Origin of the sequence: Dawidia cretensis, assembly GCF_018598175.1 — a bacterium.
GTDB lineage: Bacteria > Bacteroidota > Bacteroidia > Cytophagales > Cyclobacteriaceae > Ohtaekwangia > Ohtaekwangia cretensis.
Genome location: NZ_JAHESE010000005.1, coordinates 120,175 through 142,293, shown reverse-complemented (window position 1 = coordinate 142,293; position 22,119 = coordinate 120,175). Strand labels below are relative to the sequence as shown.

At 52.7% G+C, this 22,119-nt stretch carries 19 protein-coding genes; 3 read left to right on the top strand and 16 right to left on the bottom strand.

Annotation, left to right across the window (positions count from 1 at the left end):
- The first annotated feature begins 3 nt into the window (after nt 1–3).
- Nucleotides 4–1,131, top strand: coding sequence for a glycosyltransferase family 9 protein (locus KK062_RS08015; protein WP_254083753.1), 1,128 nt, complete (start codon nt 4–6; stop codon nt 1,129–1,131).
- Here the strand turns inward: KK062_RS08015 and KK062_RS08010 are convergent, their stop codons facing one another.
- The gene (locus KK062_RS08010) at nt 1,132–2,175 is read right to left on the bottom strand and encodes a glycosyltransferase family 2 protein (protein WP_254083752.1); all 1,044 of its coding nucleotides are present in this window, start codon (nt 2,173–2,175) and stop codon (nt 1,132–1,134) included.
- A 60-nt stretch (nt 2,176–2,235) separates the two neighbouring features.
- Here KK062_RS08010 and KK062_RS08005 point away from each other — a divergent pair, with 60 nt between their 5' ends.
- The gene (locus KK062_RS08005; RefSeq protein WP_254083751.1) at nt 2,236–3,282 is read left to right on the top strand and encodes a glycosyltransferase family 9 protein; all 1,047 of its coding nucleotides are present in this window, start codon (nt 2,236–2,238) and stop codon (nt 3,280–3,282) included.
- On the opposite strand, the gene KK062_RS08000 is transcribed toward KK062_RS08005, so the two are convergent.
- The 5 genes from KK062_RS08000 to KK062_RS07980 form a co-directional block, all read right to left on the bottom strand.
- A complete protein-coding gene (locus KK062_RS08000; RefSeq protein ID WP_254083750.1) occupies nt 3,234–5,015 on the bottom strand; it encodes a carbamoyltransferase family protein in 1,782 nt (593 codons plus the stop codon). The genes KK062_RS08005 and KK062_RS08000 overlap by 49 nt on opposite strands.
- Nucleotides 5,016–5,343: 328 nt before the next feature.
- Nucleotides 5,344–7,224, bottom strand: a complete 1,881-nt coding sequence (locus KK062_RS07995; RefSeq protein ID WP_254083749.1) for a cytochrome c peroxidase — start codon at nt 7,222–7,224, stop codon at nt 5,344–5,346.
- Between the two features lie 96 nt (nt 7,225–7,320).
- A complete protein-coding gene (locus KK062_RS07990; protein ID WP_254083748.1) occupies nt 7,321–8,814 on the bottom strand; it encodes a hypothetical protein in 1,494 nt (497 codons plus the stop codon).
- A 202-nt stretch (nt 8,815–9,016) separates the two neighbouring features.
- Nucleotides 9,017–9,436, bottom strand: coding sequence for a response regulator (locus tag KK062_RS07985; protein WP_254083747.1), 420 nt, complete (start codon nt 9,434–9,436; stop codon nt 9,017–9,019).
- Between the two features lie 187 nt (nt 9,437–9,623).
- The gene (locus KK062_RS07980) at nt 9,624–11,102 is read right to left on the bottom strand and encodes a CHASE3 domain-containing sensor histidine kinase (RefSeq protein ID WP_254083746.1); all 1,479 of its coding nucleotides are present in this window, start codon (nt 11,100–11,102) and stop codon (nt 9,624–9,626) included.
- A gap of 765 nt (nt 11,103–11,867) precedes the next feature.
- Here KK062_RS07980 and KK062_RS07975 point away from each other — a divergent pair.
- Complete coding sequence (locus KK062_RS07975; RefSeq protein ID WP_254083745.1) at nt 11,868–13,181, top strand: hypothetical protein; 1,314 nt, start codon at nt 11,868–11,870, stop codon at nt 13,179–13,181.
- Here the strand turns inward: KK062_RS07975 and KK062_RS07970 are convergent.
- The 10 genes from KK062_RS07970 to KK062_RS07925 form a co-directional block, all read right to left on the bottom strand.
- Complete coding sequence (locus tag KK062_RS07970) at nt 13,178–13,345, bottom strand: hypothetical protein (RefSeq protein ID WP_254083744.1); 168 nt, start codon at nt 13,343–13,345, stop codon at nt 13,178–13,180. The genes KK062_RS07975 and KK062_RS07970 overlap by 4 nt on opposite strands.
- A gap of 330 nt (nt 13,346–13,675) precedes the next feature.
- Nucleotides 13,676–14,473 (bottom strand): inositol monophosphatase family protein, encoded by a 798-nt coding sequence (locus KK062_RS07965; protein ID WP_254083743.1) that lies wholly within the window; start codon nt 14,471–14,473, stop codon nt 13,676–13,678.
- A 53-nt stretch (nt 14,474–14,526) separates the two neighbouring features.
- On the bottom strand, nt 14,527–15,222 hold the full coding sequence (gene rsmI, locus KK062_RS07960) for a 16S rRNA (cytidine(1402)-2'-O)-methyltransferase (protein WP_254083742.1): 696 nt from the start codon (nt 15,220–15,222) through the stop codon (nt 14,527–14,529).
- A gap of 3 nt (nt 15,223–15,225) precedes the next feature.
- Nucleotides 15,226–15,477 carry a 4a-hydroxytetrahydrobiopterin dehydratase gene (locus KK062_RS07955; RefSeq protein ID WP_254083741.1) on the bottom strand — a complete coding sequence of 84 codons (252 nt, stop codon included), beginning with the start codon at nt 15,475–15,477 and terminating at the stop codon, nt 15,226–15,228.
- Between the two features lie 55 nt (nt 15,478–15,532).
- Nucleotides 15,533–15,796, bottom strand: a complete 264-nt coding sequence (locus tag KK062_RS07950; RefSeq protein ID WP_254083740.1) for a YbeD family protein — start codon at nt 15,794–15,796, stop codon at nt 15,533–15,535.
- Between the two features lie 60 nt (nt 15,797–15,856).
- Nucleotides 15,857–17,965 carry a peptidylprolyl isomerase gene (locus tag KK062_RS07945; RefSeq protein ID WP_254083739.1) on the bottom strand — a complete coding sequence of 703 codons (2,109 nt, stop codon included), beginning with the start codon at nt 17,963–17,965 and terminating at the stop codon, nt 15,857–15,859.
- Nucleotides 17,966–18,083: 118 nt separating this feature from the next.
- On the bottom strand, nt 18,084–19,370 hold the full coding sequence (locus KK062_RS07940) for a hemolysin family protein (RefSeq protein ID WP_254083738.1): 1,287 nt from the start codon (nt 19,368–19,370) through the stop codon (nt 18,084–18,086).
- Nucleotides 19,371–19,373: 3 nt separating this feature from the next.
- The gene (locus KK062_RS07935) at nt 19,374–19,532 is read right to left on the bottom strand and encodes a hypothetical protein (protein WP_254083737.1); all 159 of its coding nucleotides are present in this window, start codon (nt 19,530–19,532) and stop codon (nt 19,374–19,376) included.
- A gap of 38 nt (nt 19,533–19,570) precedes the next feature.
- Nucleotides 19,571–20,731 carry a formimidoylglutamase gene (locus KK062_RS07930; RefSeq protein ID WP_254083736.1) on the bottom strand — a complete coding sequence of 387 codons (1,161 nt, stop codon included), beginning with the start codon at nt 20,729–20,731 and terminating at the stop codon, nt 19,571–19,573.
- A 125-nt stretch (nt 20,732–20,856) separates the two neighbouring features.
- Nucleotides 20,857–22,116 (bottom strand): M16 family metallopeptidase, encoded by a 1,260-nt coding sequence (locus KK062_RS07925; protein ID WP_254083735.1) that lies wholly within the window; start codon nt 22,114–22,116, stop codon nt 20,857–20,859.
- Between the last annotated feature and the right edge of the window lie 3 nt (nt 22,117–22,119).

Sequence of the window (22,119 nt, the reverse complement as noted above, 5' to 3'; positions counted from 1 at the left end):
ACTATGACTCGTTGGGAGAACTGTCGTAACGTCTTGTGTGTACGGCTCGACAACATGGGCGACCTGATCATGTCCGCCCCGGCACTGGCCGCGTTAAAAAAAACGTACGCCTGCCGCATCACCTTGCTGACATCTTCGCAAGCACGTGGCATGGCCGACTTTATCACGGCCATCGACGATGTATTGACATTCGATGTCCCCTGGGTCAAAAACGACGGTCCGACCGGACGCGAAGCGATGGCTACGCTGATACAACAAATTCGAAGCAGGCATTTTGATGCCGCCGTGATCTTTACTACGTTCAGTCAAAATCCGCTGCCCACCGCGATGATGCTTTATGAAGCGGGTATCGCGCGTACGCTCGCGTACTGCCGGGAGAACCCCTATTCCTTATTGTCACATTGGGTGCCGGACGCCGAACCGTATTCCTTCATCCGCCACCAGGTACAGCGCGACCTCGACCTGGTACAGCACATCGGTGTGGAAACAGCCCACGACGATGTGTTGTTGCGGTCTCCCGCCGAATCGGTCTGGCAGCATGTATATGAAAAAATTCGTTCCCTGGGCATTCGCCCCGACAAACCCTGGATCGTCGTACATCCCGGCGTGAGCGAAGTGAAACGTGAATATCCGCTCGCCCACTGGAAAGATGCGTGCCGTATACTTCATACGCATTATGGCATCCAGTTCGTTGTGACCGGAACGGAACGCGAAATTCCGATCGCAAACGAATTGGTAGAAGCGCTTCCCCATGCCACGGTATCGCTGGCGGGCATGCTTCCGCTGGAAGGTTTTATGGCGTTGCTGCGCCAGGCCCGCCTGGTCGTTACTGTGAATACAGCGACAGCCCACATCGCAGCCGCCTTCCATACACCGCTGGTCGTATTGTATGCCCTCACAAACCCACAACATGTACCCTGGAAGGGACGTGGCTATGTGTTGCCCTACCCAGTTCCGCCTGGCCTGCGAAGTAAAAATGAGGTATTGCGACACCTGCAGGAAACCTGTTTTGCCGAAGCAACGGAAGTACATCCAGAAGACATTGTCCAGGCCGTGTGTTCCGTTCTGCTGTTAAAAGAAATACCGGCCATGCCCGAGTTGGTGACCGGGCGAACATTGACACTCGTATAATTATACCGGCAACGCCTTGTATCTCCATGCACCGTAAAAGCGGTAACCCACCGACAAGAACGGAATGAACATCGACGTAACCACCATCTCGGCAACGTGCGACGGCGTAAGAGTCGTTCCTTTCAGGCGTTTGACAACAAACGCCGCCGTCAGCGCCAGCCACCCGCCGATGCCTGTAGCGGCCAGCAGCGGTACCTTCGCAATCGTACCGGCGATAGCAAGAATGACCAGCAATATCATCGCATAATAATTCCATTGTGGCTTCTGCTCAATACGCTCGCGGTATAGCTTCGGATATTTTTTATACAGTAAAGCGTTAAACATGCCTTTCTTTTCTTCCCGCAAGCTAATGCCCCACGGCCGAGCACGAACCGGGTGTATGACGCGGGCCTCATTGACCGGCAACAGCGGTATACCCCGCTCCATAAAGTTAAATTGTAGGTCACTGTCTTCCCGCCAGGCCATGCGGAAACGTTCATCGAAGCCGCCTGCCGTCAGCAATGCATGACGCGTGCAGGCACAATTGGCCGTAATAAACTCGGCATGACCGAGGTGTGCGATATTTTTTTCATAATCGGTTGGCACCGCTGCGATCGGCACAATGGTCTGCCCCGAAAACGCAGCGTGTTGCGCGCCGCAGCGCTGCGCCGCCTCGCAGAATGTATTCAGCCAGGTAGCCTCGGGAATACAATCGTCGTCGGTGAACGCGATCAGGTCGCTGCTTGCGTGACGCCAGCCGGCATTGCGGGCAGCTGCAGGGCCCTGGTGTCGTGGCAGCGATATATACCGGATCGGAATGGAAGCGATAGGAATAATGTCCAGCAAGACCGATTCGGTGTCGGCGTCAGGACCGTCGCTCACGACAATGATCTCGAATGAGCCGTGACTGAGTTGCTGCGCCAGCAACGCTTGCAGGCAGCGGCGTAGAAGCTCGGGGCGTCGATACGTGGGCACTACTACAGAGGCAACCAGGGAAGTTTCCTGCACCGGCGATCCGATCGGCGCACATGTGGTATTTTCGGGTCTATCGTAGATTGTTTGCATATGTCTATTTTAAAAAAAATCTGTGCCGAAGCCAGGCATTAAATTAGAGGCTCCCGGAATATGACGTCTACAGCATCCTCCCCCGCATCACCATTCCATAACATTCAAAAAATTGCCATCTTCCGCTCCTTGTATGTCGGCGACATGCTTTGCATTATTCCCACGGTGCGGGCTATACGCAAAGCTTTTCCGCAAGCATCCATCACCCTGATCGGCTTGCCGTGGCAACAGGCCTTTGTGCAGCGATTCGCACACTATTTCGACGAGCATATTGTCGCACCAGGATTGCCCGGCTTACCGGAACAACCCTTCGACGCCGTAAAGGCGGTCGATTTTTTATCGGCCATGCAGCAGCGTTCGTTTGATCTCGTGCTGCAGATGCAAGGCAATGGCGCCGTGACCAATGCGCTATGCTCACTCTTCAACGCGCGGTATACCGCCGGACTGCGGCGCGACCTGGACTTTCACGATGACTGCGCACTCTTTCCGGTTTCACCCGATACCGATCACGAGATCACACGCTTTCTGAAACTCGTCGATGCGCTGGGCATCCGCCGTCATGGCATAGACCTGGAATTCCCAATCCTTCCCGACGAGGAACAAAATTATCACGACCTCCGTAAAACGCTGGCGCTGCCAGCCAAAACCCGCTACATCTGTCTGCATGCCGGGGCACGCGATGTGCGACGCCGCTGGCCGGCAGCAAACTATGCCCTTGTCGGCGATGCGCTCATCCGCCACGACTATACCGTCGTGTTGACCGGCTCGGAAGATGAACGCACGCTGCTCGACGAAGTAGTCGGCCAGATGAGTCAGGTGCCGATCAACCTGGTACGTGCCGCCGGGCATGTAGGCCTCGGCGAGCTGGCCGCATTGCTTCGTGACGCGGTTTTCCTGATCAGCAATGACACGGGTGTCTCACACATTGCCGCAGCGCTACGCGTGCCCAGCCTGGTATTATTTTCGCCTCACTCTGACGTGCGCCGGTGGGCACCGCTGGACCGGCAGCAACACCAGGTCATGACGTTCGATGAAGCTGCCGATCCGATGGCGGTCACTCAGCGTGTGCTCGAGAAGTTGGAAAGATATTCCGTCGCGGCTTCATAGGACTGAGCCTCACGTTGCTTTTCGATGAGGAAAGACCCGATCACCAGCACATCGAACGGCGAGCTCCAAAAACATTCAATGGCGTCACGCGGTGTGCAGACGATCGGTTTACCCAACGTATTAAAAGATGTATTGACCAATACCGGCACCCCGGTGAGTTGATAGAATGCCTTTAACAAGTTATAATATTCCGGATGTTGATCGTGGTTTACCGTTTGGATCCGCGCCGAGTTGTCGACGTGTGTCACGGCAGGGATCTGCTCCCGCTTGTCCTCTTTCACCGGGTATACATAGAGCATGAACGGCGATGTCTGTGCATGGTCAAACCATTCGCCGGCATATTCTTCCATCACTACCGGTGCCACCGGGCGAAAGTCTTCGCGGTCTTTTACTTCATTGAGACGTGCCTGCATCGACGCGCTGATCGGCGAGGCGAGAATGGACCGGCTACCCAACGCACGCGGACCGAATTCCATGCGCCCCTGGAACCAGCCGATGATCTTATCCTGTGCCAGGATGGCAGCCGTTTCTTCGGCCACATTTTCCATGCGTGTATAGGGTACCTTGGCCCAGTCAAGAAACCTTTGAATCTCGTCGTCGCTATACGCCGGCCCCCAGTAAGCGTGGTCCATCGTAAAGTTTCGTGTCGCAGGCTTACGTTGCTGCACGTCTACCCAAAGGGCCGCGCCCAGCGCGGTGCCGGCATCGCCTGCCGCAGGTTGCACCCAGCTCCGTTTGAAGGGGCCATAGTCGCGCAGGTAAGCATTCAGCACGCAGTTTAACGCCACGCCCCCGGCCATACAGAGATTTTCTTCGCCCGTGGTCGCCTGCAGCCATTCGGCCAATAGCAATACTTTCTCTTGCAGCACTTTCTGCATTGAGTGGGCAACATCGAAATGATGTTGGGTAAAAGGATCTTCTTTTACACGCGCGGGACCGAACAGTGCCGTCAGGTCGGCGTTGTCAATAGTATATTGTCCCTTCGGACCGATTTCAATAATGGAACGGAACTCTTCGACGAAAGTCGGTTTTCCATACGAGGCCAGCGCCATGACCTTATACTCATCGGACGAGTGTAAGAAGCCAAGATGAGTGGTCATTCGTTCGTAGAGTAAGCCCAGCGAATGTGGCATATTGACCTGACCGAGGGCACGGAGCTCGTTGTCTACACCGTGGTAATACGCGGTGGTGGCAAGCTCGCCGCGACCATCGATGGTCATCACCGCGGCGCGTTTGAACGGCGAAGGATGGAACGCACTCGCCGCGTGGGATATATGGTGCTCCACGTAATGCCAATGAGGAGCCATGTCTTTCGCTCCGCGGAAGCGCTTTTGCAAATGATGGGGCCATCCATCGCGCAGCTGCTCAGGCGCATTCAAAATGTACGACAGAAACAAGGGATCCCACGGCGATAACCACTCGCTGTCGTGCGCCGCGCCACGATGGTGGAGTGGCAGCGTAATGTTATTTTGTTGTCGCCGTTCGCGCGTCAACAACAGATTCGGTTGGAACGAGTAGGCTATGTGATCGACATCGTTGATATGAATGCCCGCCTCGCGCAGGCAATAGTCGATGGCGTGGAACGGCAGCTCATACGTGGTGAATGCCACCGGGCGCTTACCGTGTTTAACATGCGTAAAACGTTCGTCTTCTGCCGCCGCGATGAGCTTCCCATCATGGAGCAATACAGCAGACGAGTCGTGAAAGACAGCGTTGATTCCCAGGATATACATGAAGTGTAGCGTTGATGTGAGGAAAAAATTACCAAAAACTATTCCGCCAGGGCGGTCGCACTACATTCCCCACATACCCTGGGTATTTTCAGAAAAGCCGTCGACGCTTTCGGCTTGTACGCTTGTTTTCTTCCCATGGAGCCACAACCGGCATGAGGCAAGCATTGAAAAATGAATGTAGCCTAACTGCCTCATGCCCGGTGCCGGACACATCGTCACGATGATCAACCTAAACTTATGAAAGCGTGTGGTGCCGCGCATATTGCGGCATGATGTGCCCGGTCCGGCATGATGGCTGGATATAATGTCAACTTACAGAGCCCGATCCCTAATACTCGCCGCCTACTTTTCGCGCATTGAGTGCCGCGTCCTGAAATGCCGGCAGGTGACGCGGGGGCGTTGTGAGGCCGGTCGTGTCGGTCAGGCTGTGAATAAAGGCAATGATGTTCTTTTGCTCCTGGGCCGTCAACTCAAGCTTGTCGGTCGGCAACGTCTGGTTGGGCAGATCTATGCCGATACCGGCGCCACCGCCTCGGTTGTAGAAGTCAATGACTTGCTCAAGTGAGGTATACACACCGTTGTGCATGTACGGACCGGTGAGACCTGCATTGCGGATGGTGGGTGTCTTGAAGGCGTTTTTGTTCAGATCGTCATGATACGTATTGAACTTACCCAGGTCGGTATCCACTTGCGCATGCGCTGTGTCTGGTTTCGCCGGTACGCCGAGAACCTCGGATTCTGACTTCATATAGAGCGCCGGCACCGTGCCGTTAAATAGCGGCATGAAATGGCACGTGGCACATTTGGCTTTGCCCATGAAGACGTTAAAGCCCGCGACAGCTTCCGCGGGCATGGCGGTCTTCTCACCGCGCATGTAACGGTCAAAACCGGAATTCATGGACGACAATGAGCGAATATAGGCCGCCAGCGCCAGTTGTATCGTGCGATTGGTGACAGGTTTGTTGTACGCTTTTTTAAATAGTACCTGATATTCTTCACTCTTCGAAATCTTGATTACCGCCTCGTCGATGTGGCCGTGCATTTCGGTGGCGTTCGCCATTACATCCGCCGCCTGGTCTTCCAGGAACATGGTGCGCAAATCGTAGAATAGCATGCGTTGGTACAGCGCGTTGATAAGCGTGGGCGCATTTCGGGAAACATCACCCTTACCTTCAAAAGCCAGGCTCTTGCCTCTACCATCGGTAAAGGCCCGGCCAGGCTGGTGGCATGAAGCGCAAGAACGTTTATTATTGCCCGAAAGGATGGGATCAAAGAATAACATCTTGCCAAGTCGGGCAGCTTCCGGCTGTGGCTGGCGATTGTCGGGATTGGAAAAATAGTCAGCGGTAAAAATATCCTTTTCAAAAAAGTTGTCCTTGCTCATGTCTATTGCGGAGATCAGCGGGCGATTGGCAATGCCCAACGTCTGCTGGTAGGCATACAGTGATTTCGACAACGGTGTCATGATGTCGGCGAAAAAAGTGGCACGGTCGAAATCGTTAAAGCTCACATCCTTTTGTAAAAAGGTATATGCCCTGGCGAGATTCGCCTTTACTTCGGTGGCCGGCACTTGTTGCTCAAAGCAGTTCAGGATGTGCTCAATGCCTTGCAACGCCTCGACGGATTCAGGAAGCGAGCGCAGCGCTACGGGCGAATCAAAGCCGCTAACCCCTAACGCCATGATGCGCAGTACCTCAAGGCGCATAGCCTGGAAGATGTGCTGGTCGGTCATTTGATTGTTCGATATGAGCTGGCGCAGGCGGCCGATCATGCCGGCCAGAAATCTCGTCTCTTTGACGAGCTCGGTTTGAGCGCTGGTGTCGACGACGGGATATATATATTCTTCGATCACCTGAAAACCTGTGGCAAAGTTTACTTTACCACCTTCGTGTGGCTCCTGTTCGTCAATTGCCGGCCCATTGACAGCATCGGCAAAAACGGGAAAATATAACTCAATTAATGGCTCGATGTTTTTGTATCGATCGCGCGCTTGCTCGAACGATTGTTGCAGCTCAGCAGCAGGCGCATGTGCTTCCACACGCTGCTGAAGCTGCTGGAACCGCTGATCGAGCGTATCGGTTTGTAACTGAAGGTAGTGGTGAACGGCTTGTACCGGGTCTACCTCTTTTTCGGCGGGCTGACAGGCGGCCAATATACCGATAGAAGCCGCGAGCAGAAAGGACGCACGGCGCAGAAACATATACTTCATCGTAGGAGGACTTGGTTGAGGTACTTTTCTAAAAACAAAAAAGCTGCCCCGACGAGATGACCAGGGCAGCAGATTTCTAAATCTTATGAACTATTATTATCTCGGCAGGCCTTTGACCACAACGATCATACTACCTTGATTTTCGTCAGGACGCACGGTACCGCCGTCAGGGTTTCTGAACGCCGGCAGTTTCCAGGAGTGCATTTGGACGCACAGCAGGAAAGTATTTTCTACACCAATGATGTCAGAGATGTCGATGAATGAACCGTATTCCCAGCTACCTTTTGCAGAGGTGGCGCTCATAAATTTAGCAGACAGCGTCGCATCGGTGCGGAAATGGTTCAGCTCGAATACCGGCTTCAGCTCTTTTGTAGCGATGTTGTATTGGTATACATACGAGTCGTGTGCCTCGTCGCCGTAGCCGTTCGGGTCTTCCTGGATATACACATAGTCTTTTGTTACCAGGATGTTGTCGACATCTTGATAGTCTTTTGCTTTGCCGGCGCGGTCATCGCCGTCGAGGATCAGCTCCAGAGTACCTTCCAGGGGGTTGGTGTCGCTCAGCTTGATGTGATATGTACGGCCGTATTTCGAACGGTCAGCTGTGTTTGCGCTGTTACCCGTTACGTTGAAGTATACATCGCGGCCTACACCGTCTTTGCGGAAGTCAATATCCTCTACACGGTTGAAAGCGATAGATTTCAGCTCCGTAGATTTTGCATTGATCTCAGCACCGGTCATGGTTGTCTGACCTGTGATCTCTACAAATTCAACGTCCACGACGTCTTCTTCGTTCATGTCTTTCTCGCGCGTTACCAGGTCTTTGCGGCGCAGCACATAGAGCTTGCCATTCGCCAGATCACCTACGGTGTTCGATACATACATGGCTACCTGGCCACCATCGGCACCGGAGTCATCGTCACCGATCATAATAACGGTTTTACCCGGGAAAGCTGTTTTCGGCAGGGGCAGTGCTTGTTCAGCGTTCCAACGACCGAAGGCAGGAAGCTCACGTGATTGTCCCGCTTGCGCTCCTTGTGCGAACGGGTTCAGGGCGTGTGTGCGCGATTCTACGCTGGACTCACCGCACGTGAGGTACAGCGGACCAAAGCCGTGTACTTCCGGCGTAGCCAGTGTGGCCGAGCAAAGTCTCCACTGACCACCGGTAGAGTTCAGGATATATTCACCCGATACCGGGGTGAATGTTTCGTCCAGGAAAATACGGGACACCGAGAAATTGTCTTCGTGGTTTACGAGGAGGCTGTAGCCGTTGTTCAACTTCAGCAGGCCTGAACCGTCAGCCGAACCACCAAAGGTAAAGCCGCTGATCAGGTCTTCGCTGCTGATGAGGGGGTAGGTTTCAACGCTCTCGAAGCCGGGCTTCTTTATTAATACGTCCTGTGTGATGGAATGTGTTTTCAGCTCGACAGCGCTGGGGTAGTCTTCGCCCTGGTCGCCTTTGTCACCCTTATCTCCTTTGTCGCCTTGATCACCTTTTGCGCCTGCATCGCCTTCCGGTCCCTCGCAAGAGGCCAGGGCCATAGTAGCTGCCAGTGCCAGGCATGCTATTCGTGTAGATAATTTCTTCATGTGTCTGTATGTGGGTTTTGAAATTTATGTGTACAAGGTACAGGCACAGCAAAAAACAGGTATCAAGCCGCAATTACGGCATTGTGAATATTCTATAGGGTTGGAAGCAGGATGTTACCATTCGGCAAAACAATCGTTACCGAATTGTGATCTTCAAAAATGATTCTAAATAGTGAGGTAATACCTGGGTGGCGGCGGTGATTTATCCGCGCATGTTCATCAGATCGATCATCAGGTTAAAGGCGTCGTTCGACACCGGATTGTTCAGCTTCAACGGCTTAACGATGTAGCCCGCGATGCCCAGATCTTTGGCTGCCTGACGATCTTCCTTTTCACCCGAGGTGGTGAGCACAAATACTTTCAGGTCCTTCCATTCGTCGCGGCTGCGCAACGCCTCCAGGAACTCGAAGCCATTCATCTTCGGCATGTTTATATCCAGGATAATGAAGTCGGGCAGCTCGCTTCCGGCAGCCGTCTTTTCCGAGAGAATGCGCACAGCTTCTTCGCCGTTACGGGCCACTTCCATCTTATACAGGATGGCCATCTTGTCAAGTGTGCGTCCGACATCGATCACGTCGAGATTGTCGTCTTCTACCAGTAGGATTTGAATTACTTTTAGCATGCCGGTCTCAAGCGTACGGAATCATTTCGAAATGACAAAATTACCAAATAATTGATCACGACGGGACTCGAAAAATTGCAAATAGTGTTTGCAATTCCCAAAAAAGGCGCCTGCGCGCATATGAAGGCGATTGTTATTTGATAAACGGCGCGGGAAACAGCATGCGTATGGACGCGGTCTCCGACATCTATTCGTTCGCACGCCACGTAAAGATAAACGTAGCGCCCCGCCCCGGTTCTGACTGTACCCGAATCGACAGCTTGCGATCGTCCAGTATCTTTTTCACAATCGATAATCCCACGCCGGTGCTTTCGAAAGAATCACGCTCTTCCAGTGTTTGAAAGATGGTAAAGATCTTCCGGTGATACTCCTGCGCAATGCCGGGGCCGTTGTCTTCGACGTAAAATTCGTATGTCGGCCCCAGGTGTTGAAAATATACCTTTACATAACCCTGGGGCTTGTCATGATATTTATACGCATTTGTAATCAGGTTTGTAAATACCTGGAGCAACGGCAGCTTTTCGGTTTGCAGTACCGGCAACGCGGCTTGTACTTCCAGCTGTATACCCGAGTGTGGCGGAAGACTCTCGCGCACTTCTTCAATGAGCTGGTTAACATCAACCGTTTCGCGCTGTTGCAGCTCGCGGCCTACGCGTGAGTACGACAAAATACCGTTCAGCAAATTCTCGGCGCGCTTGATCCGGCCTTTGATCAAATCCAGGTATTCGGTCACTTTGGGCGAAAGCTCGGTAGTATGATCCTCCTCGATCCACGTCACCACGTTGTCAATGCCGCGCAGGGGCGCCTTCAAGTCGTGCGAGACGATGTAGGCGAACTGATCGAGCTCGTCGTTCTTGCGTTTCAACAGCGAAATGTTTTCGGCGAGCACGCCCGCCATGTGGTTGAGTGCACGCGCCAGACTGCTGAGCTCATCCTTGCCCGTAGCCCGCATGGAGACTTTGTAGTGCCCTTGCGAAATGCTTTCTGCCATGCGCACCATCTTCACCACACCCGACGATATATAGTTTGCCAGGAAGACTGCGATGCTGATGCCGGCAATGATAGAAAACATCGTTAGAAAAAATGAAATCCGTTTGGTATTTTGTATCGACGCTGTCAGCCCAGCCCGTTGCTCTTCGCGTGAGGCATACTCGTAGTTGCTGAACTCCCGAAACTTATTTTGCAGCGACCGGTTGATGTTCTTCTCGATGCCTGTCACCATCTTGGCGCGGTATAGCTTGTTAAATGCCGCCATGCTGCTATCGGAGCCACCCGCCAACCGACGGGCCTCGATCAATGGCTTGCCAAATTCTGCCAGCCAGTGTGAATTCAATGCGCTGATCCCGGCCAGCATGCTCCCTTGTGCCGAACTATCGGGTATAAGCTCCGAAAGCTCGTGCAGAATGTCATCGTTCTCGTGCATGGCCGAGTCATACGCCTGAATGAAAAATGGCTCATTCGTCAGCAGATACCCGCGCAAGCCGCTGACCATGTTCAGCACATTTCGCTGAAAGCGGTTGCTGTGTTTTAAGATCGTGCTGGACCGGGTGAGCGCCTCACTATTTTCATTGATCAGCTCAGACTGCCGGTAGTTGATAAACGTCGTGGTTACAAACAGCAGCAAAATGGAAAAAAAACCTGCCAGGATGGTGTACGAGATTTTCATATCATTAAGATTACGGCAATCTATTAAATCTGGCAAGAAATCTGCGATAAAAGGATGGCCCATGTGTAACTGGCGCGCGTCTCAGCCCGTCTTAGACGGACACTCGTTCCGACGTGTCAGGATGAGGTCAGTCTCCATACTCGCGCCTCCTACGAATACTGCAAACCAACCTTATGGCTAGTGTACACAAACAAAACCAAGCTTGATCATTTAAATGCGGCCCCGCCAGTCTGGCAACGGTTTCAGTCATCCCGGTAAGGTCGGGGCGCCAGCTACCACGAATGTGCTGTTGCAAGTTTTAACCCTGCCTTCCGACAGGCAGGACCTAGCGTTCGCGTAGGTGCGGAACTTGTACCCGGAACTGCCTGCAGTTTCCAGACTGCCGTGGACCCCACGAATCGGCCTGGATAATTTCCCTGATATATTTCCGCATCCAGGATTTATCCATTCCCGTTCAAGGATCCCCTACCAAGAAAACTTTTTAGATTCTTTCTCCATCCCTACCAAACACCCCCGAAAAATCCGGTATAGTGCCTGCTAGGAGTTGAGATATAGAATAGATATTCAATAGTTTATTAAGTTTTGTCAAATAGATATTAAAGTATTATATATGTATTGAACATCACCAGCTAAAGATCTTTTCCTAAAAATTTAAATTATTCAATAGATAGACCGTTACTCACCTTTTCGTACATTCGAAGTAGACACCGTTACAACGTTGGATGTTGTCGAAAAAACCTCTCGTTACCTTAAAACCAATCGATTATGCCCTTTCTCGAAGGACCATTCGCCTTTACCGGTAAGTTAGACATGCTGAGCGCTTACCGCATGCGCGGCGTCGACAAGATTGTCGTTCGGCGCAAGGGCGGACCCAGCGGCGAAAAAGTAAAAACCAGTCCCAGCTTTGAAAATACGCGCCGTACCATGTCGGAGTTCGGCGGTTGCTCGCGCCACGGCAGCTACGTGCGGATGGCCATGCATCAACTGCGGCGTCTGTCAGACTATAACTTCGGCAGTGATATCAACAGCATTATGCGCCAGGTGCAATTGCGCGACGGCACCAGCGAATGGGGCCGCCGCAGTATCACGCTCTCTGAACATACGCGCCTGCTCGAAGGTTTTTCAACCATGTATAAAGCACCCAGCTTCGACTCCATTGTGCGTACACCGGTATATTATACGATGGACCGCGCCAATCGTTCGGCCCGTATTGAAATTGCCGAGTTGATACGTGATATTAACTATTTCCCGCAAAACAACCACGCAATGTTTCGCCTGACGGTTACGCTGGGTATTGTGCCGGATGTGACATTTGATGTGGCCGCGAAAGAGTATTTGCCACCCACGTGGTATGATCCCTCATATTACTCGATTGATATTTCAACCGGTTGGAACCCTTCGTTAGAAGGAATGGAAAGCACGGTGCTGGAATTAGCCATGAATGCACTCCCACCAGACAACCGGTGGACGTTGATGTTATCGATTGGTATTGAATATGGCGCCTTTCGGGAGGGTGGAAAGATTGATGAAGTGAAAAGATTTGGTTCGGCGAAGATCCTGGCATTGCGTGGGAAAGAGGATGTACCGGGTGGTGGTCTTGGGGATGATGAAATGGGAGAGGAAGAATTTAACGTGGCGGATGAAGCGGTGATAGAAGATTTGCCCATAGTGAAAGTCAAGAAAGTATCCGAAGGGTTCCGGCAGCCGGAAATGCGGTATGTATATTCGTTGAAAGAAGCTGTTGTAGAGAAGCCAGAGGTTAAAGTTTATCGTTATGCTATACCAGTGATTGCACAGAAAGAAAATATAATCAGTACAGCGGAGACGAGCGTAATGACCTCTGTGGTGGATCAACCGGTAGTATATATTTCACTGCTGCCCGAAGGCAGTCGGGACACTGCCAACACACCAGGCACAAGTGACGTACCTGCGCTTCGCTCGGCACTAACACTTGCTCCAGCCGTCGACGATCAACCACGCTTGTATTATCGACCAGTGACTGGCGGCGCATCAACAGAAAAAGCCGCCCCGGAAAACTGGAACGGCTTTTCAGCTCAGGTAAGGACGAGCTCCGGTTAATCAACCATTTGCTGGGCTTCTTTGAGCAGAGTTACGATAAAGTCTATTTCGGCACGAAATTGCTCGGTCGACTTCGCGGGATCCTCTTTGGCAAGCTCTTTAGCCGTGGCTTCGATGTTGATAAGCTGCTCCTTCAACTGCTGCGAATACAATAACTGTCCCATAATCATAAGTGTATCTATAGCTTTTTATTTATTAGTTACCAGATGTCCAGGCATATACGGAAAAACCTATGCGTTTGGATTTCCGTGCACGTTAGGAGGCCTGTACTATATGCTGACCGCTGCCGCAAAAAATGCCGGCTTTTCACAAAATGGGCCATACGGTGTAAGTAAGATAACCAAATATTCTTTGGCTCTAAAAATAGCAGAGGAAATACTACAGGCGTCTGCGAAAGGGCATTAAAAGAATGAACGGCTTGATTTACAAGCGCCTGGATATTCATGCAAAATGCCCGAAATCAAAAGTACGTAAGGATATTTAAAGATTTTGTCTTATTTCCAGCGGCGTTGGATCAGGCTTAGCATTTCGTTGTGGATGTGGCCATTGGCAGCACACAGCTCCCGGCCAAACACGAAATTATTACCACCGGAGAAATCCGATACGCGGCCGCCGGCCTGCTGTACAATGAAGGCGCCGGCTACGACGTCCCAGGGATTGAGGTTGTATTCAAAAAATCCCTCGATGCGGCCGCAGGCCACGTAGGCCAGGTCAATGGCGGCGCTGCCCAGCCGGCGTATGCCGTGCGACTTTTCGAGGAAGTCTCGGATGATGTCGAGGTAGGCGTCTTTCTTTTCGGAATGGTAATATGGAAAGCCCGTTGCCAGCAGGCTGTCGGACAGCGCAGGGGCTTGTGATACATGAATGACTTTGTCGTTGCAATACGCGAGGCCGCCTTCGATGGCGTGGAAACACTCTTTGCGCACCACGTGGTATACATCGCCCAGGATGGTTGTCTCACCGCGTGTCAAGCCGATGCTGATGGCATATATAGGTAGTCCGTGCAGGAAGTTCGTGGTGCCGTCGAGTGGATCGATAATCCAATTATACTCGTGCTGATGGGATTGCTGTACGGTTTCTTCTTCGGTGATGAAGCCGGCCTGCGGCAACAGCTTGTGCAACGTAGCGACCAGCCGGCGTTCAGCCTCTTTGTCCACATACGATACAAGGTTGTTGAAGCTGTCCTTTTGTTCTACCCGGCTCAGGTCGAAGTTCTCGCTCTCGTGTTGAATGAACGCGCCTACTTCCTGACAAAGCTCTCTGACGTTCTGTTGAATTCCTGCTATATCCATCGCCACCGTTATAAATGATCGAGGTGAAGATAATAATTATTTACATCCGTGCATCAATCGGGCAAGCCTTCTACGACGATAACGATCTCGCCCTTGACCTCTTTGGCCTGAAAGTGTGCCACTACTTCCGGCAGTGTGCCGTTCACGGTCTCTTCAAACATCTTGGTCAGCTCGCGCGACACTGAAGCGCGTCGCTCCGGTCCGAAGTATTCCACGAATTGCTCCAGCGTCTTGACCAACCGGTAGGGCGACTCGTAAAAGATCATGGTGCGCTCTTCCGTGGCCAGCTTCTTTAACAACGTCTGGCGGCCTTTCTTTTGCGGTATGAAGCCCTCGAATACAAAGCGGTCTGACGGCAGGCCCGACTTGACCAGCGCGGGTACAAAGGCCGTGGCGCCCGGCAGGCATTCGATCTTTAATCCGGCTTGCAACGCGGCCCGTACCAGCAGAAAGCCCGGATCGGAAATACCGGGCGTGCCGGCATCCGACACCAGCGCCATCACCTCTCCTTTCTCCATGCGCTGCACCAACGTACCGAGTACCTTGTGCTCGTTGAAGTTGTGAAAGCTCTGCAACGGCCGCGCAATGGCATAATGCTTGAGCAAAAAGCCCGATGTGCGGGTGTCTTCCGCCAGGATCAGGTCGACGGTCTTCAATACCTCCAGTGCCCGCAGCGTGATGTCGGCCAGGTTGCCGATGGGCGTGGGGACAATGTATAGTACGGTGGGGTTGGCTGCTTCGGGCTGCATGGGTTAGTTCGTTGCCGGGGTGCCGGCGAGTCGGTCGATCGCTTCGGCCAGTGTCCTGTCTTTTTCGGTCACCACGTCGCCGGCGTCGTGTGTCGACAGCTCAAAGCTTACGGTGTTCCAGGAGTTTGTCCACGTGGGGTGGTGATTCATTTTTTCGGCCAGCAAGGCCACCCGGGTCATAAACCCGAATGCTTCGCCAAAGTCATTGAAGGTAAATGTCTTCTTAAGCCGATTCTTTTCGTTTTTCCATTCCATACGAGCAGAGATTTACGCTTACGATTTTATATACCGCCTGTAAAAAGACCGTGCCTTACAATGCCACGATGCCTTCTATCTGGGAAGCTTTGATATACACGTCGATTACGGCATCGCTGGAGGGCATCATCATTTGCATGGTAATGCTGGTGTAATTCCCTTGCTTGGAGGCCTTCTCGGTGGGTGTGTGCAATGGAAAGAGCTGCTTCAGGTCTTCTTCCTTGCCTTTGGGCACGATGAATTTAAAAATATACAGTGATGGCCAAGTATAGTGTTGGTCAAGTTTTTCACGAAAGCCATTGATCCACTGTTCGTCCATGAGTAAAAAACAGCGCCCCGGCAGTGATGCCAGGGCGCCGCCATTATGTTGAATATTTAATTAAAAGAACTTATAGCGCTTGTCTGAAATTTCAGACTTGTCTTTGATGGCCTCCGCAATGCTATAGCTGCTGCGGTTCTGGCTACCTTGTTCCAGTTGCGTTTTGTACACGCCGTAGTCCTGGGCGGCCGGAGCGACGGTCTTGTTTTGAAGCTCGATCAGCACCACACCGTTCTCGCCGGCGATCGGCTTCGAGCGCTTGCCCGGCTCCAGTGAAAATGCTGTACCAACGGCTATCGGGTCAAAGCCCACGGTCGGCATGGAGTTGCTGCTCAGCTTCAGGTCACTGCTGCTGTATACACCCGCGTCTCTTCCAAAGGCAGCGGCAACTTCATCCAACGTACCTTTCTGCGCCTCCAGTTTCTGGATGATCTCGCGACCTTTCACTTCGTTTGTCACCGCCGGGCGAATTTCTTCTTTCACCACAGACAGGGGCTTGTAGCCTTTGCTGATCTCGCTGGTCATGATGGCCACGACGTTTTGCCCTTCTACTTCAAACACCTGTGAGATGGTGCCGACAGAGGCGTCGCGGAACAACCACTGTACAATCGTACGGGCTTCACCCAGTGTGCTGATGCGGCGCTCGCCAGCCGTAATATTTTTAGCTTCCAGTACGGTCAGACCGGCAGCTTGTGCTTTTTTGTCAAAGTCTTCCAGGCCATTGACTTCCGAAGCAAAGTTTTCTGCCTTGCGGAATGCTTCGTTCATGGTGGCGTCGCTTGCTACGATCTCGCGTTCTACCGTTGCCAGTACATACGCGTCGTTCGTTTTGGTGTTGGTCACATCAATGATGTGGTAACCGAAATCCGTTTCTACGACGTCGTTCAGTACACCTGTTTTGGTCGCAGCAAAAACGGCGTCCTGGAAAGGCTTCACCATTTGGCCAGTGCTGAACCAGCCCAGGTCACCACCACGTTGGGCAGTACCATCCGAACCAAATTCACGGGCTTTCTGACCGAAGTCAGCGCCACCTTTAATGTCTTTCAGAATGTCACGGGCTTTCTCTTTGGCTGCGGCTTTGCCTGCGTCGCTGGCATCGTCCCACTTGATGAGGATGTGTTTCGCACGCGCGCTGTAGACCGTGTCTTTCGCGATGCGCGATACTTTCACCACTTTATAGGTCTGGCCATCCAGGAAGGGGCCGATTACGTTACCTTGTTCCAGTTGTTCTTTTTGGATGAACGCCGGCAGTGAGCCCAGGTTATACTTTGTATACGGGGCGGTACCGTCGGTGTTGTTCGAAGCATATACAGAATCAGCTTCAGCTGTTTCAAATTCTTTTACGGCGCGGGCCAGGTCTTCTGTTACGGCAGCTGAGTCCGTCGCGGAAGGAACAACCTCTACGCTAACATATTTCATGCTGCGAACTTCTTCGGTCTTGTATTTCTCTTTGTTCTTGTTGTAGTACGCTTCCAGGTCGGCGTCGGTCACTTTTACGGCAGAATCGCTTACCGCGTAGAACGGCACGTATACATATTTCACTTCGGCAACGTCGGTTTGCAGGTGGTATTCGCGTTCTGCTTCTGCTTTGGTGATATACGAGCTCTTGATGAGCAGATTCTCATACTTGATACGCTGACGGCCCGGGCGCAGGTCGCGCTGGAAGATCTCCCAGCGGATGCGGGGCTCGGACGTTGCCGGCATAGTTTTGATCTGCTGCATGTATTCTACCACTTTGGCGGCATTGAATTGTCCGGTTTGCGGATCGGTAAACGCCTGACGGATGCCCGCGTCAACGTTTTTGCCCTGAAGCATGTCCCACTCTTCGTCGTCGGTTACTTCAATTCCCAGTTTGGCATATTGCGGTTCGATGGCATTGCGGGCGATGAGCAGATCCCACGCCTGCTGGCGGATGCCGGGCATGTCGCGCTCGCCGGGCTCGCGGCCGGTATTGAGGTACCAGTTGGCCTCGCGTTCGCGTACCACGTTTTGGTACGTCTCATACGAAATTTCTGTTCCGGCAATTTCCCCTACGGTGTTGCGGCCCCAGTTCATGATGTTCGATTGGCCGCTAAAGATATCTCCGAGGATAAACGCCGCAATCGCAACAAATACAAAGACCACCACCCAGGTGCCCATTTTGCTGCGCAATGTTCCAATAAATGCCATAAGTATTTTTTAAAGAGCCGCAAATTTAATCCGTTCTCTGTATTAGAAAAATTTCACCCTAAAATTTAACGCCTAAGTGCTCTGAACCGCAGAATTTTACGCCTAAAAAAGAAGGAGACTAAACGGCCTTACCGGAAGACTCCGGTGCGGTGCCTGCAATCGCTTTCACCACTTTGACCAGCCCCACGCGGTTCTCGCGCACCGATTGGACCGTAAACGTGAATTCACCGGCCGCAATAACGTCGCCGGGACGCGGAAATTCGGCAGCGTGGGCCAGGATCAGTCCGCCCAGGGTGTCGTAATTGCCCGTGGGTAGCTGCAATTTGTAGGTTTCGTTCAGGTAACGGATTTCCAGCCGCCCGTTAAGCAAAAAGGTGTGCTCGTCCAGCCGCTGCTCGTCGTCGGTCGAATGGTCCCCTTCGCGGCCGCCAAAAACCTCGTTCATGATGTCTTCCATGCTGACAATGCCCGAGGTGCCGCCAAATTCGTCGATCACACACGCCAGGCTTTTATGCTCGCGTACAAACCGGATCATCAGGTCGTTGGCGAGGGTGGTTTCCGGCACGGTCAGCATCGGCAGCAGGATGTCGTGAATGCGTTCTACGTGGGCAAATAATTTATTGGAAGGACAATAGCCCACCACGTCGTCAATTGTGCCGCGGTAAATAATGATGCGCGAGTGGCCGCTTTCGACAAAGGCCTGTTGCAACGTTGCGACGTCGCTATCGATCTCCATCGCGATGATCTCGGTGCGTGGGATCATGCAGTCGCGCACCTTTAAATGCCGGAATGCCATAGCGTCTTGCAGCACGCGGGTGTGGCTGCTTGTTTCTTCACGCCGCCCGGCAGCCAGCGCCTTGAGGTAGCGGCTTACGTCATAGGAGCCAAACAGACGACCGTCGCCCGGAAATGCTGTCTTCTGCACGTGTATCACCCACAGCCGCGACAGTAAGATGGCCACGCTTACCACCGGCAGCAACGCGACAAAGGCCAGCACGAACGGGATCGCCAGGATCAGCAGCACCCGCTTCGGACTGACCGACGACAGGATGACAGGCAGCGTCTCCCAGGCCAGCATGACGAGCAGTGCCGTGACCACAATGGCGGCGATGATCATGGCGACGGGATAAAATGTAGGCTCAAACGTTTCGGGTATGGGCAGCAGGAACCGGCCCATCAGCACGCCAAACGTCAATACGGACAAGATATAGCCCAGTCGGGTGGTGGCGAGCAGCCACAGGGGGTAACGTAGAAAAAATGTCATGGTGCGGGCAGCGGGTGAGCCCAGCCGGCCCTCGAGCTCAACCTCCAGGGTATTGGCCGACAAAAAGGCACGCTCGATGCCCGCAAAGAAAGAACCGAAGAGGATGGTGAGCACGATGCAAAGCAACTGCGCTATGTCCATAGGTTACCGCTTCTTCTTTCGCAGTACGATCACAAAAAACAACACCATGGTGAGCATGAGCGCCCAGTATGCCTGACCAATGCCGAGCGTCATCGTTTGATGAATACCGATGATCAGGAAAGCTACCGCAAGAGAAAGGAGAATGATATCTGATAGTTTCATGGAATCCCAAAAGTAATATTATTCCCGGCAATTACAGGTCAGATCAGCTTGGCCAGCATGCTAATATACCGTTCGGGCACGTCACCTTTGAGCGCTCCCTGGTAATCGTTATAGCTGCAAGGCACAATGCTGTTGCGCGCATATTTCTGCCGTCCATTGGGGTAGGGCACTTCCATCCACCACTTTTCGCTGAACTTACTTTTATAGAACGTAATGACCTCGGGCTCTACCGGCATCGACACCGAGTATTTCATGAAGTCGTTGCTTTTAAAGTTCGGTTCGTGCTTGCGATGGTAGAAGCCTTCAATAAAATACCACACCATGGTGGCGACCACAGAAGCTGTTTTTTTATGGACGTCGTCAAATGCCGGATTATATTCATAGAACCCGGCGGAGCTAAGCTTTTCGTTCATGCCCGCATACCAGCATACCTGGCAGGCCTCTTCGCCCGTAAGTCCAAACGGCTGTGCATTGCCATTGCCCGGCGCATCCGACGAGCGCACGGCGGTAACATCAAACGACAGCATATCGGCATTGCGTATGGCGGGCTCCATCTCCTGCATATTGGTGCGCATTTGCCCCACGCGGAAGGCTTCGAAGTATAGCTTCTCCAACACGGCCACGGACATGGGGTCGATCAGGTACGTTTGATACGCCAGGTGCGTATAGCTGAACAGGTAGTTCGGCTCGTGCAGCAGTATACGGTGTATATGATGGCTGCTCGCGCCCGCCTCGCTCTTGTCGTCGAGGTCTAAAAAGGCATCGACATTCAGCAGACTGACCAACTTATCCATCGTTTCGTACGCCCCATACTGGCCGTAATCCAAATCTTGTGAGCCGCCCAGAATGAGGGGCAGCACATTGTCTTCCAACAGCATGCGACATACCTCGCTCACGCGCACATAGGTTTCTTCCAGGTCGTGACCCAGGCGCAGGTTGCCCAGGTCGACAATACGATACGCCCCGGTGCCTTTCTTTAGCCGGTATAATTTCCGACGGATCTCATCGGGTGCTTCGGCCGTTCCTGCGTTGCGCGCTGCGCCCCGGGCTTCGCCGACACCGAAGATCGCGATGTGCGCACCTTTATAGTCCGGCATCTTGTCACTGAACGTGACGATGTTTTTGTAGAAGCTGGAGTGTGCCGTGATGTCGGAGTAGAGCGATTCGTCGAGCGGAGAAAAGAAGATGGTTAGATCCATAGGGTTCGATAAGTCCCGTGAAGATAGAGATTATAAGGCTTTCAAATCTCTGATTTTTGGGGGAGGAATAGTATGGTCGACCCTTATTTTCTTTATTTAATTGATTGTGAGTGGATTATTGGGAATTAACCGACCGCTACCTCAAAGAAGCTGTCTTCTTCAAAATACTGCTTGGCGGTGTGCATCAGCTGCTCGGCTGTCAGGGCATCCAGTTTGTGGATCAGGGTCTGGTAATAGTCGGCCGGGAGGCCGTGCAGGTATATGTTTTTGATTTTCTCGGCGTGGGCGAACGGGGTCGTGATCTCGGACTGCAGGCTGCCGATGAAGTGGTTGCGTGCCATTTCGAGCTCTTCGGCTCCTACGGGGTCGGTGTAGAGGCGGCCCAGCTCTTTGCGGATTTCGGCAAAGGTCATTTCCAGGTTCTCATTGTTGACGTCCGCGCCAATGACCATGTAGTTGTCCTGCTGAAGTGTTTGTAACGATGAGTATATACCGTACGACAGCCCTTTGTCCTCGCGAATGTTTTTCATGAGGCGCGAGCCGAAGTATCCGCCTAAGATATGATTGATCAACAATACAGGGGCATAGTCGGTATGCGCCCGGCCGATGCTTTTGCGACCCATGCGGATGGACGACTGCATGCTTCCCTCCTTCTTCTGATACTGGTGAGAAGGCAGGGCATGTATCGGTTCGATCGTCTTCGGCGCCACGGGCGAGAGAGTCAACGACGAAAGCGTTTCCCGTATAGTCTGTTCTGCCGCTTCGTTTACGCGGCCCGAGGCAAAGACGACCAGGTCTTTTCCAAAAGCCTGCATGTGCTGTACGAGCTGCTCGCGCGTGAGCGCTTCTACGTCTTTTTCTTCCAGCTCTTTGCCATAGGGGTGAGACTCGCCAAAGAGGTTGCGGCGGATCAGCTTGCCGGCCTGGAAGCTGGTCTTCTCCTGGTTTACCTTCAGGTTCTGAATATAAATAGACTTGAGCTGCGTGAGCTCTTTCTCGGGGTAGGTAGAGTCTTCCAGCAACTCGCGTACCAGGGCCAGGGTGGGCGCCAGGTTTTTGGTGAGTGTGTAGAGCGACAGTGATACTACATCTAACCCGGCGCTTACTTCAAAGTGCGCGCCATATTGGTCAAAGTATTGGGCGATTTCGTAGGCGCTTTTTGTAGACGTGCCTTTCGACAACAGGTTGGCGGCAAAGTAGGCCGCCCCCGAGGTCTTTTCAAACCAGCGGCCGGCGCGCATCAGCATTTCTACGCGCACTACTTCCTGCGAACCACCCGAGATAATAAACATCTTCAGGCCGTTGGCCAGTACTTGCGTACGGGGTTGAATCAATTCAAAGTCGATGCTCCGGGTAAACGGAGGCGCTACACTACGATCTAGCATTCA

What these genes read in the sequence shown, in the direction of transcription:
- KK062_RS08015 (WP_254083753.1), top strand. Translation starts at nt 4, where the DNA reads ATGACTCGTTGGGAGAACTGTCGTAACGTCTTGTGTGTACGGCTCGAC.
- KK062_RS08010 (WP_254083752.1), bottom strand. Translation starts at nt 2,175, where the DNA reads ATGCAAACAATCTACGATAGACCCGAAAATACCACATGTGCGCCGATC.
- KK062_RS08005 (WP_254083751.1), top strand. Translation starts at nt 2,236, where the DNA reads ATGACGTCTACAGCATCCTCCCCCGCATCACCATTCCATAACATTCAA.
- KK062_RS08000 (WP_254083750.1), bottom strand. Translation starts at nt 5,015, where the DNA reads ATGTATATCCTGGGAATCAACGCTGTCTTTCACGACTCGTCTGCTGTA.
- KK062_RS07995 (WP_254083749.1), bottom strand. Translation starts at nt 7,224, where the DNA reads ATGAAGTATATGTTTCTGCGCCGTGCGTCCTTTCTGCTCGCGGCTTCT.
- KK062_RS07990 (WP_254083748.1), bottom strand. Translation starts at nt 8,814, where the DNA reads ATGAAGAAATTATCTACACGAATAGCATGCCTGGCACTGGCAGCTACT.
- KK062_RS07985 (WP_254083747.1), bottom strand. Translation starts at nt 9,436, where the DNA reads ATGCTAAAAGTAATTCAAATCCTACTGGTAGAAGACGACAATCTCGAC.
- KK062_RS07980 (WP_254083746.1), bottom strand. Translation starts at nt 11,102, where the DNA reads ATGAAAATCTCGTACACCATCCTGGCAGGTTTTTTTTCCATTTTGCTG.
- KK062_RS07975 (WP_254083745.1), top strand. Translation starts at nt 11,868, where the DNA reads ATGCCCTTTCTCGAAGGACCATTCGCCTTTACCGGTAAGTTAGACATG.
- KK062_RS07970 (WP_254083744.1), bottom strand. Translation starts at nt 13,345, where the DNA reads ATGGGACAGTTATTGTATTCGCAGCAGTTGAAGGAGCAGCTTATCAAC.
- KK062_RS07965 (WP_254083743.1), bottom strand. Translation starts at nt 14,473, where the DNA reads ATGGATATAGCAGGAATTCAACAGAACGTCAGAGAGCTTTGTCAGGAA.
- rsmI (WP_254083742.1), bottom strand. Translation starts at nt 15,222, where the DNA reads ATGCAGCCCGAAGCAGCCAACCCCACCGTACTATACATTGTCCCCACG.
- KK062_RS07955 (WP_254083741.1), bottom strand. Translation starts at nt 15,477, where the DNA reads ATGGAATGGAAAAACGAAAAGAATCGGCTTAAGAAGACATTTACCTTC.
- KK062_RS07950 (WP_254083740.1), bottom strand. Translation starts at nt 15,796, where the DNA reads ATGGACGAACAGTGGATCAATGGCTTTCGTGAAAAACTTGACCAACAC.
- KK062_RS07945 (WP_254083739.1), bottom strand. Translation starts at nt 17,965, where the DNA reads ATGGCATTTATTGGAACATTGCGCAGCAAAATGGGCACCTGGGTGGTG.
- KK062_RS07940 (WP_254083738.1), bottom strand. Translation starts at nt 19,370, where the DNA reads ATGGACATAGCGCAGTTGCTTTGCATCGTGCTCACCATCCTCTTCGGT.
- KK062_RS07935 (WP_254083737.1), bottom strand. Translation starts at nt 19,532, where the DNA reads ATGAAACTATCAGATATCATTCTCCTTTCTCTTGCGGTAGCTTTCCTG.
- KK062_RS07930 (WP_254083736.1), bottom strand. Translation starts at nt 20,731, where the DNA reads ATGGATCTAACCATCTTCTTTTCTCCGCTCGACGAATCGCTCTACTCC.
- KK062_RS07925 (WP_254083735.1), bottom strand. Translation starts at nt 22,116, where the DNA reads ATGCTAGATCGTAGTGTAGCGCCTCCGTTTACCCGGAGCATCGACTTT.